Origin of the sequence: Paenibacillus sp. JQZ6Y-1, assembly GCF_040719145.1 — a bacterium.
Classification (GTDB): Bacteria; Bacillota; Bacilli; order Paenibacillales; family Paenibacillaceae; genus Saccharibacillus; species Saccharibacillus kandeliae.
Genome location: NZ_JBFDUZ010000009.1, coordinates 39,179 through 57,379, shown reverse-complemented (window position 1 = coordinate 57,379; position 18,201 = coordinate 39,179). Strand labels below are relative to the sequence as shown.

16 protein-coding genes are annotated in these 18,201 nt (G+C 48.3%); all 16 read right to left on the bottom strand.

The features are described from left to right. Window positions 1–1,222 precede the first annotated feature (1,222 nt). Window positions 1,223–2,761 (bottom strand): lysine--tRNA ligase, encoded by a 1,539-nt coding sequence (lysS, locus tag ABXR35_RS23390; protein WP_367064474.1) that lies wholly within the window; start codon window positions 2,759–2,761, stop codon window positions 1,223–1,225. A 240-nt stretch (window positions 2,762–3,001) separates the two neighbouring features. Further along, a complete protein-coding gene (gene greA, locus ABXR35_RS23385) occupies window positions 3,002–3,478 on the bottom strand; it encodes a transcription elongation factor GreA (protein ID WP_367064473.1) in 477 nt (158 codons plus the stop codon). Window positions 3,479–3,771: 293 nt separating this feature from the next. Then, on the bottom strand, window positions 3,772–4,818 hold the full coding sequence (gene dusB, locus ABXR35_RS23380) for a tRNA dihydrouridine synthase DusB (protein WP_367064472.1): 1,047 nt from the start codon (window positions 4,816–4,818) through the stop codon (window positions 3,772–3,774). Between the two features lie 122 nt (window positions 4,819–4,940). Continuing rightward, a complete protein-coding gene (folK, locus tag ABXR35_RS23375; RefSeq protein ID WP_367064471.1) occupies window positions 4,941–5,474 on the bottom strand; it encodes a 2-amino-4-hydroxy-6-hydroxymethyldihydropteridine diphosphokinase in 534 nt (177 codons plus the stop codon). Between the two features lie 10 nt (window positions 5,475–5,484). Beyond that, window positions 5,485–5,847: a dihydroneopterin aldolase gene (gene folB, locus ABXR35_RS23370; protein WP_367064470.1), complete on the bottom strand. Its 363-nt coding sequence runs from the start codon at window positions 5,845–5,847 to the stop codon at window positions 5,485–5,487. A gap of 32 nt (window positions 5,848–5,879) precedes the next feature. Next, window positions 5,880–6,719: a dihydropteroate synthase gene (gene folP / locus ABXR35_RS23365; RefSeq protein ID WP_367064469.1), complete on the bottom strand. Its 840-nt coding sequence runs from the start codon at window positions 6,717–6,719 to the stop codon at window positions 5,880–5,882. Further along, a complete protein-coding gene (pabC, locus tag ABXR35_RS23360; protein WP_367064467.1) occupies window positions 6,716–7,612 on the bottom strand; it encodes an aminodeoxychorismate lyase in 897 nt (298 codons plus the stop codon). Before pabC ends, folP begins: the two co-directional genes overlap by 4 nt. Next, window positions 7,609–8,196, bottom strand: coding sequence for an aminodeoxychorismate/anthranilate synthase component II (gene pabA, locus ABXR35_RS23355; protein WP_367064466.1), 588 nt, complete (start codon window positions 8,194–8,196; stop codon window positions 7,609–7,611). Before pabA ends, pabC begins: the two co-directional genes overlap by 4 nt. Next, a complete protein-coding gene (locus ABXR35_RS23350; protein ID WP_436669410.1) occupies window positions 8,193–9,833 on the bottom strand; it encodes an anthranilate synthase component I family protein in 1,641 nt (546 codons plus the stop codon). The genes pabA and ABXR35_RS23350 overlap by 4 nt, the downstream gene beginning before the upstream one ends. 302 nt (window positions 9,834–10,135) lie before the next feature. After that, window positions 10,136–11,074 carry a cysteine synthase A gene (gene cysK / locus ABXR35_RS23345; protein ID WP_367064463.1) on the bottom strand — a complete coding sequence of 313 codons (939 nt, stop codon included), beginning with the start codon at window positions 11,072–11,074 and terminating at the stop codon, window positions 10,136–10,138. A gap of 144 nt (window positions 11,075–11,218) precedes the next feature. Beyond that, entirely contained in the window at window positions 11,219–12,142 is a 924-nt protein-coding gene (locus ABXR35_RS23340; RefSeq protein ID WP_367064462.1) for a peptidylprolyl isomerase, read from the bottom strand. Between the two features lie 15 nt (window positions 12,143–12,157). Continuing rightward, the gene (gene hslO / locus ABXR35_RS23335) at window positions 12,158–13,048 is read right to left on the bottom strand and encodes an Hsp33 family molecular chaperone HslO (protein WP_367064461.1); all 891 of its coding nucleotides are present in this window, start codon (window positions 13,046–13,048) and stop codon (window positions 12,158–12,160) included. A 210-nt stretch (window positions 13,049–13,258) separates the two neighbouring features. Next, window positions 13,259–14,068 (bottom strand): type III pantothenate kinase, encoded by an 810-nt coding sequence (locus tag ABXR35_RS23330; RefSeq protein ID WP_367064459.1) that lies wholly within the window; start codon window positions 14,066–14,068, stop codon window positions 13,259–13,261. Between the two features lie 6 nt (window positions 14,069–14,074). Further along, a complete protein-coding gene (nadC, locus tag ABXR35_RS23325) occupies window positions 14,075–14,938 on the bottom strand; it encodes a carboxylating nicotinate-nucleotide diphosphorylase (protein WP_367064458.1) in 864 nt (287 codons plus the stop codon). Further along, window positions 14,931–16,733, bottom strand: a complete 1,803-nt coding sequence (gene nadB / locus ABXR35_RS23320; RefSeq protein WP_367064457.1) for an L-aspartate oxidase — start codon at window positions 16,731–16,733, stop codon at window positions 14,931–14,933. The genes nadC and nadB overlap by 8 nt, the downstream gene beginning before the upstream one ends. A gap of 125 nt (window positions 16,734–16,858) precedes the next feature. Further along, complete coding sequence (nadA, locus tag ABXR35_RS23315; protein ID WP_367064476.1) at window positions 16,859–17,803, bottom strand: quinolinate synthase NadA; 945 nt, start codon at window positions 17,801–17,803, stop codon at window positions 16,859–16,861. Window positions 17,804–18,201: the final 398 nt, after the last annotated feature.

Here is an 18,201-nt window from a genome sequence, read left to right as displayed (position 1 = left end):
CACTCACTCGTTGTTCAGTTTTCAAAGATCAAGCTCTTTCGTTGCCACTCAGTGTCTCTCGCAGCAACTCTTATATCTTATCACCTTCTCAGCTAGCTGTCAACAACTTTTTTTGAAGTTGTTTTTCAGTCCGTTTATCGGCGCTGTTATGATGTATAATCTCATATTCAGGTGATAACCAGCAGCGACAAGCGAACTCGTACGCGCTAGATTTATAGAATACCACATATTCTGAAAGTAAACAAGCTTTTTTATAAATTTTATTTATGGGGTGAAAGGTAATTTTAATCAGCTTATATTTCACTAGGTTAAATCAGATTGAAATCTAATCCCATTGATGAGGTAAGTATGATGTTAGCATGTTAAAGATTTGTGTTTTGTGAATCAAGTTGAGATATCTGCAGTACCCGGTTTTATCTGTCTTATCTAGAGCTAGAGCAAGATGAGTATGTAGCTAGTCTTTACAAGGAGTCTGTATCCCTATTATTGATCTATGGCATTACATAAACAATTGGAGTATCGCCTATCTACATATGCTTCATGCCTAGGTGCTGGTTGTGTTGGTTGAATGGGTTACTAACAGGAAATGGTATTGGAGTCTATAAGGTATGCTTTTAGTAGCTTGCGATCATATACCGTCTCTAAAGACATTGGCATTGAGGTGATGTTGGCTTAATGATTGTGTAATGTGGTGAGGTTGCCGTGGTGTTCTAATTTCATTTTGGATCTCTCTAATGTATTAGTGTTCTGCTTCTGCTTCTGCTTCTGCTTCTGCTTCTGCTTCTGCTTCTGCTTCTGCTTCTGCTTCTGCTTCTGCTTCTGCTTCTGCTTCTGCTTCTGCGTTTAGTATATTGAATTTTGTAAGATTGGGTTTATTTATATTTCTGCAGGGATGATATGGTGAAGGTTGGATTGGATGAGTATTGATCTATATATGTAAGTAGGATTACTCAGGCATAATCTTGATTGATAAAGATAGAGTATAAAACACAAAGAGGACATGAACGCCGAGTGGGGTCATGTCCTCTTTATGTTTGGAGATTTGTGGTATTCGTATGCGGCATATTGTATTGGTATACCGCGTTTAGAGACTTTGTTGATGGTATGCTTTCCTGTTTATAGGATAGCTGTTTTAGCGTTTAGCTAAAACTGTTTGATGAACAGTCGCCAACGCAATATACGATGTAGCGTGCTATGCCTTGCACATGATAGATAGGCTGGCTTATTCGCCGGACTGGTTACGCATGTGTGGGAACAACAGCACGTCGCGGATGGATGGGGCATTGGTCAGCAGCATGATCAGGCGATCGACGCCGATACCAAGTCCGCCTGTTGGTGGCATGCCGTATTCCAGTGCACGCAGGAAGTCTTCATCCATTTCGTGAGCTTCGTCGTTACCTTGTGCTTTTTCTTCCAGCTGGGATTCGAAGCGTTGGCGCTGGTCGATTGGATCGTTCAGCTCGGTAAATGCGTTTGCGTGTTCACGCGCAACGATAAACAGCTCGAAGCGATCGGTAAAGCGTGGGTCTTCTTCGTTTTTCTTCGCCAGCGGGGAAATCTCTACCGGATGTCCAGTAATGAATGTCGGCTGGATCAGTGTTTCTTCTACAAACTCTTCAAAGAAGGCATTCAGAATATGACCGAATGTCATATGAGGCTCAACTTTGACACCGTGTTCTTTGGCAAGTGCATGTGCTTCTTCGTTGCTCATGTGTACGCCGAAGTCTACACCTTTGACTTCTTTGACAGCATCAACCATAGATACACGACGCCATTGTGGAGTCAGATCGACTTCTTGACCTTGATAGTTAATCACGGTGCTGCCCAGTACTTCTTGTGCGATATGCGCAACCAAGTTTTCAGTCAGGCTCATGATGTCTTTGTAGTCAGCATATGCTTCGTACAACTCGATCATGGTGAATTCTGGGTTGTGACGAGTGGAAATACCTTCGTTACGATATACGCGTCCGATCTCGTATACTTTTTCCAGACCGCCAACGATCAGGCGTTTCAGATGCAGCTCGATGGCGATACGCATGTACAGCTGCATATCGAGTGCATTGTGGTGAGTGATAAACGGTTTGGCTGCCGCGCCGCCAGCGATGCTGTGCAGGGTTGGCGTTTCCACTTCCAGATAACCGAGCGAGTCCAGATAACGGCGCATCGATTGGATGATGCGGGAGCGGGTGATAAAGGTATGCTGTACTTCTGGGTTCACGATCAGATCGACGTAACGCTGACGATAACGCAGCTCGACGTCTTTGATGCCGTGGTATTTGTCCGGCAACGGTAGCAGGGACTTAGTCAGTACTTCCAGCTCTTTCACTTTGATCGACATTTCGCCGGTTTTGGTTTTGAATACGGTACCTTTGACACCAACGATGTCGCCCAGATCGAGAATGCTGAATGCTTCGTATTGCGCTTCAGATACAGTATCTTTGCGCACATAGATTTGGATACGTCCGCTCAAGTCTTGAATATGTGCAAAGCTAGCTTTACCCATGCCACGTTTGGTCATGATGCGACCTGCCAGGCTTACGGTTACCGCTTTTTCTTCTAGCTCTTCTTTGGTCAGTGTATCGTAGGTGTGTACCACTTCTGCCGCATTGGTCGTACGCACATATTTTTTACCGAACGGGTCAATACCCAGTCCGCGCAGCTCGTCCAGCTTCGCACGGCGCACCTGTAGCATTTCGTTCAGTTCGCTTTCGCTCATAACGGTCTCTTCGTTTTGACCGGGATTCAATGTTTCATCAGACATCGCTGAAATTCAACTCCTTCAATAAATAGCTTTACAATAAGATACGACGCAGCTTTTACAATACCGATAATGATGATCATCGTTATCGGTCCTATACGCACATAGTTATAGTTTACTTGATTTGACCTGAAACTGAAATCCGTAAAACGGGATATTTTCATGAATTTCAGTCAAATTTCAAGAAAAAAGCTCCCCTGGGGGAAGCTTTTTACGAATGGATCATGGTGTGTAGCACCATTATTATTTTTTGATTTCCAAAATTTTGTACTGAATAACGCCAGCAGGTACGTTAACGTCTACAACGGTTCCCTGCTTTTTGCCAAGAATGGCTTTGCCCACTGGGCTTTCGTTGGAGATTTTGTTTTGAGAAGGATCGGATTCGGCACTACCTACAATGGCATATTCCATCGTATCACCAAATTCCATATCTTGTACGATAACGGTTGCACCAATGCTTACCGCATCTGTATCAATCTCATCACTGTTGATAATGCGTGCGTTACGCAGCATTTTCTCCAGTGTAATGATGCGTCCTTCGATAAATGCCTGCTCGTTCTTCGCATCTTCATATTCGGAGTTCTCACTGATATCTCCGTATCCGATGGCGATTTTGATCCGCTCCGCTACCTCGCGGCGTTTGACCGATTTGAGGTTTTCGAGTTCATCTTCCAGCTTCTTGAGACCGTCCTGTGTCAAAATGACTTCTTTATCGCTCATCTTAACCAATTCTCCTGTCATGTGAATAATTTTCAAAAACTCGCTATATCAAATCCAACCATTAACTCAGGCAAATTTATACTGCAAAAGTATATTGGAATGAAAATGAAATGTCAACAAAAAGGCAGGTCACACCGGAAGAACCTAAAAACCGACAAAAAACTGCCTTTATTACAGCAAATTATGCGCGTCATTTCATGTATTTGCATATCCATGTGCAAGAGATGAGAAAAGCGGACTTCGTCGTATGACAAAGTCCGCTATTGATGATGCCAATATATAATGATCGGTAGTTAGACCGAAGCAGGCGTCGCGCATTGTACCTGTACAAATGGAACCGCATCAAAGTCGGCGGCAGAGCCTGCCAGACTAGGCTGATTTTCCAAGAAGTTATGCAGGATGCGCACCATTTCATCACGCTTCGTTTCTTCCATAATGGAATCCTTGATTTTGGCGGAGCCTTTTAGCCCTTTTAAATACCAAGATAGGTGCTTACGCATCTCTCTCATCGCTACCATCTCACCTTTGAGGTGAATCAGACGATCCATATGCAGGATGGCGATACGTACCTTTTCCTCCGCTGTTGGGTCAGGCAGCAGTTCACCGGTTTTGAGATATTCGACGGTGCGGTATAGCATCCACGGGTTGCCCAGTGCACCGCGACCGATCATCACACCATCGCAGCCAGTCGTATCAAGCATGCGCTTGGCATCTTCGGGTGTCATCACATCGCCGTTGCCGATGACAGGGATGGAGACGGCTTCTTTTGCCTGCTTGATATAAGACCAGTCTGCCTGACCGGTATACAGTTGCTGGCGAGTACGAGCATGCAGGCTGATCGCTTTGCCGCCTGCGGCTTCGACTGCCTTGGCATTGTCGATGACGTAAATATGATCGTGATCCCAGCCGATGCGCATTTTGACCGTGACTGGCTTGCTTACGTTGGCAACGACAGCGGCAACCATTTCGTTGATTTTGTTCGGGTCTAGCAGCCAGCGTGCGCCAGCATCAATTTTATTGATTTTGGGGGCAGGGCAGCCCATGTTGATGTCGATAATGTCGGCGTTGCTGTCCTGATCGACTACTTTGGCAGCTTCGACGAGCGAATGACGGTCGCCGCCGAAAATTTGCAAGCTCATCGGCTTCTCACGCTCGTCGACGAACAGCATTTCATGGGTGCGTTTGTTGCCATGCAGAATCGCTTTGTCGCTCACCATTTCGGCACAAACAAGACCAGTGCCAAACTCCTTGGCGATCAGACGAAACGCCGGATTGCAGACACCTGCCATTGGGGCAAGCACAACGCGATTTTTTAATTGAATATCACCGATTGTTAACATCGGATGATCCACTCCTTTTTCCTTGCGCTAAACGGGACGACACGATATGGAAACGACAAAAGCATCGCTTGCTACGTCAATATGCACTTTTCTTCTTCTACATTATATATTACAAATTTGAACTAAAGGACAGGTTTATACGCATGCACGTATTGAATGTCCTGCTGCTGATCCTGAATCTGATGCAGCGCAGAGGTAACGTCTTGTGCTAATTGCGGCGTATGCTGTGGCTGTACAATCTCCTTCAGCGGCACCAGCACAAAGGCACGCTCGTACATCCGTGGATGCGGCAATTGCAGTCGTTCGGTATCCATAGCTATGCCGTTCATCCACAGCAAGTCCAAATCTACCGTACGCGGACCCCAGCGGATATCACGTACACGACCAAGTGTGTTCTCAATATCCAGCATTACATCTAACAGCTGTTCGGGCTGTAGTGTGGTGCGAACAGCAATCACCATATTGTAAAACGCAGGCTGATCGATATAGCCGACTGGCGCAGTTTCATAAATACCCGAGCAGCGCAGCACGTCAATCGCACTCTGCTGGTGCAGCATTTGAATGGCTTCGTGCAAGGTCTGCTCACGTTCGCCTAGATTGGCGCCCAAAGCAATATAAGCCTCTGAGTGATCAGAGGAAGATAACGAGTTACTCACTTGCATACGCTCACTTTCGTGTACGCCGCAGCTGTACAGTCACGCCCTGAAAATGAATATCAAAAGGCGGGTGCGGCTTGGTGACTCCAACGGTCAGTGCATGTACACCAGTATAAGCATCCAGCAAAGTGGATGCAATACATTCCGCAAGGGCTTCGATCAGTTTGAAGGATTTGGTTTCGACAACGTGTTTTACTTTTTCATGAATCTCAGCGTAATTGATCGTTGTCTCCAAATCGTCGGTTTGACCAGCACGGGATAGATCAAGCTCCAGCTCCAGATCGACATAGAAGCGCTGACCGAGCTTGCGTTCTTCTTCAAATACGCCGTGGTAGCCGTAATATTCCATACGGGTCAATATCATTTTATCCATAACGCTCAGCTCCTCGGGGATAGTAGGATTCATTAGGCTTGTAGCATAGCATCACACATCATTGCCATTTTCACATTCGGACGTACATCATGTACGCGAACGATCTGGCAGCCTTGAGCAATGCCGAAGGCAGTGGTCGCTGTTGTGCCTTCGACTACATCGTCTGCAGGCGCATCTAGTACGGAGCGGATAAATCGTTTGCGGGATGTACCGAGCAGTATTGGATAATTCAGCACATGCAGCTCATCCAGACGACGCATCAGTTCCAAATTATGCTCTGCATGTTTGGCAAAACCGATACCGGGATCAAGAATAATCTGATTGGCAGTAATGCCTGCTTGTAGTGCCAGCTCAATACGCTGCTGTAGATCGTGGCAAATGTCATCCGCGATATCGATATAGTCCAGATCGTATCGGTTGTGCATCAGAATGTATGGGCAACCGGATTCCGCCACGACAGCAAACATCTGCTCATCCGCCATGCCGCCCCAGACGTCATTGACGATATGAGCACCAGCTTGCAGTGCTTGGCGAGCGACTTCGGCTTTGTATGTGTCGATGGAGAGGACAAGCTGCGGTAATTCACGATGGAGAGCGGCAATTACAGGCAGTACGCGATCTAGCTCCTCCTGAGCAGAGACCGGATCATGACCGGGGCGGGTCGATTCGCCGCCAATATCAATGATATGCGCCCCTTCTTCCGCCATCTGCGTCGCATGCCGTAGTGCGGTATCGACAGAGGTATAACTACCGCCATCGGAAAAGGAATCAGGCGTAATATTCAAGATGCCCATGATCTTCGTCGTGTGATCCAATGTAAGATTGGCTACGCCGAAATCATAATGGCGGGTATATCGTACAGGCTGCTTCACGATTGGCAAGCCTCCTTTTCATAAGCTTCATAGAAAGCCGTCGTCCATCGCCCCGGCTGTCCGTTGGATACGGTGATCTCGTGACCATCGTCCAACAGTCGGGTGATCGGCACCAGCTCTTGAATCGAATTGGTCATAAAAATCTCATCGGCTTGCTGTAACTGCTGCCAGTTGTACAGCCCCTTTTCCACAGGCAAATCTAACTGCTCTGCTAGCTCGATCACAAAGCTGCGCGTGATCCCGGGCAAAATGCCCGTATCGACGGATGGAGTATACAGACAGTCATCCTGTAGGAAAAACAAATTGCTGACGATGCCCTCTGCCATATGCCCTTCTGCGGTCAGCATCAACCCCTCGACCGAGGTGGATGGCTGATCATGATACAGCGCCAGCTCGCGTTTGCCGAGAATGCTGTTCATGTAATGCAACGATTTGAGACGAATGTCGCCTTCCGGTGTGTTGCGGACGGTGTGCAGACGGCGCAGTGATTTGCTTTTGCCGGATAATCGCTGCTCTATGCTTCCTTGCAAGATGGACGGCAGCGGCTTGGCGTAGATGACGATGGTGGGCTGCTCATAAGGACCAGATGGTAGACCGAGAATATCTTCGCCTGCGGAGACAGTATAGCGGATATACGCTTCGGACAACTCATTGGCTTGCATCAATGCAGTAATCTGCTGGTTGATGTGTTCTGTTGTCTCGTTCCATTGTATGCCAAGTGACTGGCAGCCTGCTTGCAGGCGCTGGCTATGCTTTTCCAATAAAAAAGGACGTCCGTTATACGTACGGAACGTCTCGAATAGTCCCATTCCATACAAGAAGCCGTGATCCATGACGGAAACCACGGCTTGCTCGATTGGTGTAATCACACCATTTAAACTGACGTTATTCATACGCTGGCAGGCTTGTCCACTTTGCGGCTCAGGAAGTTACGCAGAATGGTATGACCGTGATCTGTAACAATGGACTCTGGATGGAATTGTACGCCCTCCACCTGATATTCCTTGTGACGCAGACCCATGATCTCGCCTTCCGCTGTCTCAGCAGTAATTTCCAAGCAATCCGGCAGACTTTCACGCTCCACGATCAAGGAATGATAGCGGGTGGCAGTGAATGGGGATGGTAGATTTTCAAATACGGAATGGGATTCGTGCAGAATCGGTGATGTCTTGCCGTGCATGAGACGCTCCGCGCGAATAACATTGCCGCCAAACGCCTGACCAATCGCCTGATGACCTAGACAAACGCCGAAGATCGGAATCTCGCCTTTGAAGGTCTGGATCACATCAATCGTCACGCCTGCTTCGTTCGGCGTACATGGTCCCGGCGACAGCAGAATATGATCCGGTGCCAGTGCGCGAATGCCTTCCATATCGATCTCATCGTTACGGCGAACGACTACTTCCTCGCCAAGCTCGCCTAGGTATTGCACCAGATTGTACGTAAAGGAATCATAGTTATCAATTACAAGTATCATGATAAATCCTCCCTTTGCTGCTTGGCTTGATCATACTGTTCACTCAGCATGACCGCTCGTGCCAGCGCTCTTGATTTATTAAAACATTCACGATATTCGCGGTAAGGGACCGAATCAATGACGATTCCGGCTCCTGCCTGCATATAAGCGATTTGATCTTGGACGGTTAATGTTCGGATAATAATATTTAATTCCATATTACCATTATAGTCAATCCAGCCCATTGAGCCGGTGTACGCTCCGCGCCGAGTCTGCTCCAATTCCTCGATGATCTCCATCGTACGAATCTTCGGCGCACCTGTAATTGTACCACCCGGAAACGTGGCTGCAATCACATCATAGACATCCTTGTCGTCTGCCAGTTCTGCGGTTACCCCAGAGACGAGGTGCATCACATGAGAATACCGCTCAATCGTCATCAGCTCCGGTACACGTACCGTGCCATAACGGGCAATGCGCCCTAGATCATTACGCTGCAAATCGACCAGCATAATATGCTCGGCGCGCTCCTTTTCGGTATGCAGCAATTCGCGTTCCATAGCAAGGTCTTCTTGTTCTGTAGTTCCACGGCGGCGTGTGCCAGCGATCGGACGGGCAGACACAGAACCAGCAATAACAGATACCAGCAGTTCAGGCGAAGCTGATACTAGCTGGAAACCAGGCAGACGCAGCAATCCCATATAGGGCGAAGGATTGGTAAGACGCAACCATTCATAGATACTTTCCGGTGTGCTGGCGATAGTACGCTGACTGCGTAGGGACAGATTCACCTGAAATACATCGCCTTGGCGAATATAGTGCTGTACCGAACGAACCGCCTGCTCAAACTCTGGTTGTTGAAAGCCTGTCGTAAATCCATACGCATCCGTGCGCGAGTCGGCGGTGGCTGGTGAATGCTGCTGCAAAAAGGTCTGCCGAGCCAAAACGTCTTGTCGAGCTGCCGCCTGATCCAGCCATTGTTGCCACTGCTCCGCCATCTGGGCAGCAGCATGGGTCGCATGTGTATATGCCTGTTCCAGATCGGATAACGTATCTGAGGTGTCGGTGGCAATATGAGTCGCGTTTTGGGCAGCATGAGTGTCTTCGTTTGTTACCATAGGTGTATGCACACAGCAATATAACAGACGCTCCTGATGATCCACCACCCATAATTGATCAAAGCGAAGCCATACATATTCCGGTACACCCAGCTCATTGGATAATCGATGGGGCAAGCGTTCCAGTGAGCGTGCTACATCGTAGCTGAGAAATCCAGCAATCCCGCCGATAAAAGGGGGCATGTTCTTGATCCGTGGTGCGCGATAACGAGACATCCATTGCCGCAATACATCTAGTGGTTTGCCTATATATTCGCTACCTTCGTCAGTACCATGATCCGGTGATGGCTGGTAAGACGAATGACCTGCCGTTAGATCGCCGCTCAGGTATTCTACCGGCTGCACGCCAATATAGCTGTAACGTCCGCTTTTGCCATTTTCCAGCAAGACGGAATGCGGAAACTGCTCACTCCATAGCACTTCCCAGCTCTCCGGCAATAGCTGTCCCGACAGTGGTACACGCAAAATATAAGGTAGCTGGTTGTAGCCTTCTTCGCTCCATGCCTGCCACTGCTGTAACGATATACATCCTCTGGTCAAACGTAGTTCCTCCAAGCTGATCATCTGTAGTTAGTCGTTAGTATACTAAAGCGCAGCGGACTTGAGAAGGGCAAGGCGAGTAAAGAACAGATGAAGTCTGCATACTATGCGCTACGCCAGCGATATAGCTCCAGTTAGTGCTTTGTATGAACTATGAAATATGCCAAAGGAAAATGCTCTACATTATAGGAAAAGCCTCCGCTCCGGGTCAACAGACACCGAATAGCAGAGGCTCTCTATACACCCTTCTCAGAGGAACCTACGGCTCCATTCTGATATGCGGTCACATGTAGGAAAAGGAATTACGATTCAAAGTTGTACAGCGGTGTACTCAGGTAGCGTTCGCCGTTACTTGGGATAATCACGACGATGCGCTTGCCTTTGCCCAGTTCTTTGGCTACTTTCAGCGCGGCATGTACGACAGCACCGGAAGAAATACCGGACAGTACGCCCTCTTCTTTGGCTACACGACGCGCCGTTTCAAATGCTTCTTCATTCTCAATGTGGATGATCTCGTCGTAAATATCACGGTTGAGAATTTCTGGAATGAAGTTGGCACCGATCCCTTGAATTTTGTGAGGGCCGGGCTGTCCACCTGCCAAAATGGGCGAAGCGGCTGGTTCTACGGCGTAGATTTTCATGTCAGGGTAGCGCTCTTTGAGTACTTCACCTGCACCTGTAATCGTACCACCTGTACCGATACCTGCGATAAACGCATCCAGCGAACCACCGATCGATTCAATCGCTTCCACGATCTCTGGACCTGTTGTTTCGCGGTGGATTTTGACATTGGCTTTATTTTTGAATTGCTCAGCCATAAAATATTCTGGGTTTTCTTTCAGAATACTTTCTGCTTTTTTGACCGCACCGTTCATACCTTCCGATCCCGGAGTCAGCACCAGTTCAGCACCGTAGGCACGCAGCAGGTTGCGACGCTCCAAGCTCATCGTTTCTGGCATAACGATCACGCATTTGTAGCCTTTGGCTGCTGCGACCATTGCCAGACCGATACCGGTATTACCGCTGGTTGCTTCAACGATCGTACCACCCGGTTTCAGCAGTCCTTGTTTTTCCGCTTCATCCACAATGCTGATTGCAATGCGGTCTTTTACACTGGAACCCGGATTCTGGTATTCCAGCTTCAGATAGATTTCTGCGCTATCTTCTGGAACTAAACGGTTCAAACGAACGAGTGGAGTTCCTCCGATCAATTCTGTCACGTTATTTACGACTTTTGCCATGCCTGTTGCCCTCCTTCAAATAATGGAACGTAGCAGTGGGTATTGCACCCTGTATGTGTAAACTACGCTAATCCGAGTAAATTGGTAGGTATTAATATGACTTAATAGTACCAATATGAAACATCATTGTCAATGTTATGTTCCTTATTCCTGCGGATTCGCGGATAAAATATAGGCATTGTACTTTTTACGTAACTGCTGCTCGATTTCGGTCAACGGACGAGCACGTTCCAGTGCAATTTTGCGGCGAGCCGTTTCGCGGCTGACCTCCAGCTTGGACGTTTGTGGCAACCGAATATCCAGCATATGCACAACGGCATATCCGCCATCCTCCAGCTTGATCGGACCTACGATATCCCCTTTGTTCATCGTTGCAACGACCTTCATCATCGCTGCGGGTTGAAACGGGTCATCGTCGTCGATCCAGCCCAATTCGCCGCCATTGGAAGCGGAAAAGGAATCGGTGGATAGCTGTCCGGCAACATCACCAAAGTCCTCGCCATGTTCAATCCGCTGCACGGCTTCGTTTGCCTGCTCTTCGGTCTCTGTTTTGATCCATGCCAGCTCATACTGACGCTGCTGGCTATTCTGCTGGTCATGCTGCTGCAAATAGCTGTCGATCTGCTCATCAGTCACGTCGATGCTAGCTGTCGCAATCTTTTCCAATTGAATCTGATACAGCGCCTCGTCCTGCAAGTCCTGCTGACTCAATCCGAACTGACTGCTCATCTCCTTGTAAAAGGCAGCGGGCGACTCGTAGCCGCTAATCTGCTCCTGCAAGCTATCATCGATCTCCTGCTGACTTACCTCGATGTGTAGCGCTTGTGCTTCCAACTGCACCGCTTTCCGATTCATCATCTGGGTCAGAATCTCCTGACCGTAACGCTTCTTCAGCTCTGCAACCCACTGGTCCTCGCTGATCTCTTGATTATCCACGACTGCTACTGCTGCGCCGTCACCGCCAGAATGCTGAACTGCCCGGATGACCCAAAAGGCTCCGAGCAGCATAATGATGACTATGATCAAGACCATGACGGCTGTCCATATTGGTGATCTGCCCTTCGTCATATGTCTTGTCTTCCTTTAGCTTTTGGCTTCAGCCAGAATCTGTTCCAGATCCTCACGATTGAACTGATACTTCTCGTTACAGAAATGGCAAACCACTTCCGCTTGACCGTCTTCCTCGATCAGTTGTGTCAATTCGTATTCGCCCAAACTAACCAGTGTCTGCTCAACCCGTTCACGCGAGCAAGCGCAGTTGAACACGATGTCCATCTGATCCATAATTTCCACGTCCGGCAAAATCTTGCGCAGCATGTCTTCCAGCTCTAGTCCTTGCTCCAGCAATGTCGTTACTGGTGGCAAAGTGGACAATGCCTTTTCGATAGAATCAATCTCGGCATCGTTCAGACCCGGCAGCAATTGAATAATGAATCCGCCTGCTACAATAACGGAGTTGTCGGTATTCACCAGTACACCTACGCCGACCGCAGATGGAGTCTGCTCTGATGTAGCAAAATAATACGTAAAATCTTCGCCCAGCTCGCCCGATACGATCGGCACGCTACCACGATACGGTTCTTTGAGACCGAGATCTTTAATTACATAAACAAAGCCTTCGGTACCTACTGCGCCTGCCACATCAAGTTTGCCCATCGCATTGCTTGGCAGATGAACATGCGGATTGTCCACGTAGCCGCGAACCTCACCTTTGGCATTGGCATCAGTTACAATCTGTCCGAGCGGTCCGTTCCCTTTGACTTGAAGCGTTAATTTCTCCTCGCCTTTGAGCATTGCACCCATCATAGCAGCAGTACTCAGTGTACGTCCCAGTGCAGCGGTAGCGGTTGGCCACGTGTCATGTCTACGGCGCAGCTCCTCAACCAGCTCCGTCGAGCGAATAGCAAAAGCACGAATCTTACCACCTAGAGCGATACCACGGATCAGACGATCCGATTTGTGTTGTTGTTCCATCTATATAAAACTCCTCTCAATTATGCGTCGCTTGATCCTGTTGTTCATTAAGGATGTATGGATGATTGTATGGCACATTACCCTATTATTGTAACGTCATTACAAGACGGCTGCAAAAAAAGCCGCACAGGTTCAGCACTTTATATTTTAAAGTGACGTTGCGTACACGTCAAAAGTTTTGTGCTGCCTGTCGGCTTTGAACGTATTCAATTAGGAAAAGGATGATCCATCTGTGCGAGCATTGGCTTTTCCAGATAGGCGATTCCGCTCATAGATCAAACGCAAACCTTCCAACGTCAGCAGAAGATTCACCTCGTCAATAGTATCCGTTTCACTCGCAATCAGCTCTGCCTGTCCGCCAGTCGCTACGACGCGCGCATGCTCGCCTAACTCCTCGCGAATGCGTTTCACAATGCCATCGACCTGACCAGCATATCCGAAAATAATACCGGACTGCATGGCATGAATCGTATTGCGTCCAATCACCTTACGCGGCTTCTCTAGCTCGATATTCGGCAGCTTGGAGGCACGCTGATACAGCGCTTCGGTAGAAATACCAATCCCCGGTACAATCGCCCCGCCCAAATAATTCGCCTGACTGTCAATGCAATCAAACGTCGTTGCTGTGCCAAAATCGACGACAATCACGGGGCTACCATAAATGGCAATCGCCGCAACCGCATTAGCAATCCGGTCGGCTCCTACCTCACGTGGATTCTCATAACGCAAATTCAATCCGGTGCGAATACCCGGACCTACAATCATAGGCGTATGATGCAAATACTTTTCACACATCTCTTCCAGCGTATGCATAATCGGCGGCACCACTGATGATATGATAATGCCTTCCAGTGCCTGCGTGGCAATGCCGGACATCTGAAACAGCTGATGAACCGTCACGCCATATTCGTCCGGTGTCGCCTGGCGATTGGTATGGATACGAAAATGATGCAGCAAGGTCTCTCCTTTATAAATGCCGAATACGATATTCGTATTCCCAATATCAATCACCAGTATCAATGAGGGTCACTCCTTCTTTTTGGCTCCAAGGTCAAGGCTAATATCCAGATTGTGAAACGAATAGGTTAGTCGCCCGACCGATATAATATCCATACCCGTTTCTGCCAATGCTCGAATGGTATCCAGCGAGACATTACCGGATGCCTCAATCTTCACATGCGGACTGCGGCTGCGAATCAGCTGTACCGCTTCGTGCATGAGCGGAATGTCCATATTGTCCAGCATAATAATATCAGCGCCGCTATCCAGCGCTTCCTTCACTTGGGATATGGACTCCGTTTCCACTTCGATGGTCATCGTATGCGGAATGGCGGCACGTGCAGATTGTACAGCTGGCGTAATGCCACCAGCAGCCTTGATATGATTATCCTTGATCATCACTGCATCGTACAGTCCAAAGCGATGATTCGCTCCGCCACCGACTCGGACAGCATACTTTTCCAGCATCCGATGACCGGGTGTTGTCTTGCGCGTATCTACCAGCCGTACCGGCAAGCCGTGTATGCGCTGAACATACTCCGCTGTTCCCGTCGCTATACCAGACATTCGTTGCAGCAAATTCAGCGCCAAGCGCTCGCCCGTTAGCAGAGAATGGGTACTGCCTTCCACTTCTGCTATAATATCACCTTTTTGCAGCGATTGCCCCTCGGTTGCCACGGCGTGAACATGCAGCTCGGGATCAACAATGGCAAATACGCGCTCCGCTACCGGTAGTCCTGCCAGAATACCATCCTGCTTCGCATGAATAACTGCTCGGCTCGTATGCCCTTGTGGTACGGTTACAGATGTGGTCACATCCCCTGCGCCCACATCCTCCTGTAGCCAATGTCTGATCCATGTATCCAGCTGCTCCTGATATCCGTTAAACATGACTAATCTTCTCCTCACTCAGTCCGTATTGTCGATGCTGAATCGTATGCTTATGCCAATTTATATCATCCCGCTCTGGAAAATCATCCCGATAATGCCCACCACGGCTCTCCTCTCGCTGAAGCGCCGCCAGCATAATCAATCGTCCAACCAGCAGCATATTGCCCAGCTCGTCATGCTCGCGATCCATCGCAACAGTATAGCCCGGAAGTGCATCATACTGACGCTGGATATGCTGTAACTGATCTAACCCTTGTTGCAGTCCGTCTGCTGTACGACGAATCCCTGCATACATCGTCATGCAACGTCGCAGCGCAAGACGCAAATCCAGCAATTGCGATTGCATGACAGATGACGGCGCAGAGGAAAGGGTTGCTGATGATGATCCCGCAAACACCGACTGTATGGCTGATACGGATAGTTCTGATGATGTTAATAGTGTTGATGATTGGGAACATGTAGATGATAAGGATACTGCAGATAATCTAGAAAATGCGTTTGAGATTGTGAATTTATTTACATTTAAAGGGTCAGAATATAACGACTCGTTATCTGTCATATTTCGTAGCGGCAATTGCATAATCCGCTGCGCAATTCGGCGACCATACACGACAGCCTCAGATAGCGAATTGCTCGCCAGTCGATTCGCTCCATGAATGCCAGTAGACGAAACCTCACCGCAGGCAAACAAGCGCGCAATGCTGCTCTCACCGTTATCATCCGTACGAATTCCGCCCATCATATAATGCGCTGCCGGAGAAACGGGAATCCAATCCTCTGCCAGATTCAGCCCATACCGCAGACAAGTTTCGTAAATGGTCGGAAAGCGATGTTGTAGCTGCTGCTCCGATTCATGCGTAATATCCAGATACACAAACGTACTGCCATCACGCTCCATCTCGCTCACAATCGCCCGCGATACAATATCGCGCGGTGCCAGATCACCCAGCGGATGATAATTCGGCATAAAGGCTTCACCATTCCGGTTGCGCAATATAGCGCCTTCCCCACGTACCGCCTCTGAGATTAGAAAACGCGGTGCACCCGGATAACAAAGCGCAGTCGGATGAAACTGAATAAACTCCATATCCCGCAGCTGTGCACCTGCCCGGTAAGCAATCGCAATGCCATCCGCAGTTGCCACCTCTGGATTGGTTGTATGCTCATACAGTTGCCCGCTGCCACCCGTACACAGGACAGTCGCCTGCGACAGTACTTGCAGCACATGACCATCTGGCTGACGAATCACGGCTCCGATACATTGCTCATCCTGTATCAGTAGCTCTACCGTGCTGTGTCGCTCCCATACCTCGATTCTTTCGTTCTCCTGTACCTGTCTTGAGAGCGCCCGTACAATCTCATGTCCTGTCGAATCGCCATTGGCATGCAGAATACGGCGGTGACTGTGCGCTCCTTCGCGTGTCAGCTCCAGCTTGCCATCCAACGTATCAAATGCCGTCCCTAGCATAATCAGCTCCTGTACTCGCTCTGGTCCTTCCTGCACCAGTACATTTACCGCATGCTGTTCACACAATCCTGCACCTGCCAACAGAGTATCCTCACGGTGAAAATGAGGCGAATCGTCCTGCGCCATCACCGCAGCAATGCCACCTTGCGCATAACGCGTATTGCTTTCCAGCAGTACATCCTTTGTGATTAATAGCACGTTCTTGTGTTCACTTGCTGCCAGAGCTGTAAACAAACCAGCAATGCCTGTGCCGATAACGAGCACATCGGTATAGACGGTATCCTCGCGATCATGACTTGTAGATACAGTAAATCTTGATTGCTGCATCTCTGTGTTCGCCTGCCTTTCCATTCTGCCATCATGGCATCTGTCTGCATATTCGCGCAGTCATTTGCACCTGTATGACCAATAGAGTATATTCACCAATCAACAAGATAAAGATAAGGTATACATTACGAAGACGAGACTTCCAGCATCCGCTCCAACGATACGCGTGCACGATCCGCAACAGCAGGCGGCACATAAATTTGTGGCTTCATCGTTTCGAGGCAGTTTACTAGCTTTTTCAGATTGTTGACCTTCATATTCGGACAGACGAGATATTTACTGGCAAAATGAAACTGCTTGTCGGGGCTGTCCTTGCGCAGTTGATAGCCAGTACCGTCTTCGGTGCCAACGATAAATTCCTGTACGTTCGATTCGCGGCAATATTTGATAATCGCGGTTGTACTGCCGACAAAATCACCCAATGCTACCACTTCAGGACGGCATTCAGGATGCACGACAAACTGTGCGTTCGGATATTTGGCTTTCATTTCAAAGACATCCTTCACGGTCAGCATATCGTGGGTATTGCAATATCCTTCCCAGATAATCATCTTCTTGTCGGTATGCTGCTGGACGTAATGACCAAGATTCTTATCCGGCACCCAGATGATCTCGTCGGAATCGACCGATTGGATCACTTTGACGGCATTAGCAGAGGTGCAGCAAATATCTGTTTCTGCTTTTACATCTGCAGAGGAGTTGATGTACGTGACAACCTTAGCGTTGGGATGCTGGGCTTTTAATTTGCGCAATCCATCTACATTGACCATATCTGCCATCGGGCAGCCAGCACGCTCGTCAGGGATGATGACCGTTTTGTTAGGCGCGAGAATCTTAGCGCTCTCTCCCATGAAATGAACACCGCAAAATACAATCGTATCGGCATCCGTCTGGGCTGCCTTTTGAGCGAGCAAAAACGAATCACCGCGAAAATCAGCAACTTCCTGAATCTCGTCGCGCTGATAATAATGAGCAAGAATAATCGCATTGCGTTCCTTTTTTAGCTGAATCAAACGTTCCCGCAGCTCCGCATCGCGTTCCGCTTTCTTTTCCAGTGCCAATGCTTCCATCATGTCATCTCCCTAGTAGTTTGAAATTTTTTTCACATTTTTTGAAATAATTTTCACAATCTAAGTCGTCTACTACTCCCTGAAGTTGAATACATAGATTGGAGTTCGTATATTCTGCTTTCCAACGAATGATGCTATTTCTAGCTATAACGCGAATATTCGTTGTTAGCTTCATCTAACATCTAATCCATTCCATCTGAATGAAAAAGTCTGCGAATCTGTAGATGACATTGTGAAAAAAATTGCGTACTCCACTGCAGAATGTGTCCAAATTGTGATCAACTTCCCCAATACTGTACACAATGAAGCGTATGGTTGTCAATCTCAAAATCTTGAACTTTTGCTATATCTGGCTTTTCGCTACAAACAAAAAGCCCGAAGATCTAGGATCTTCGGGC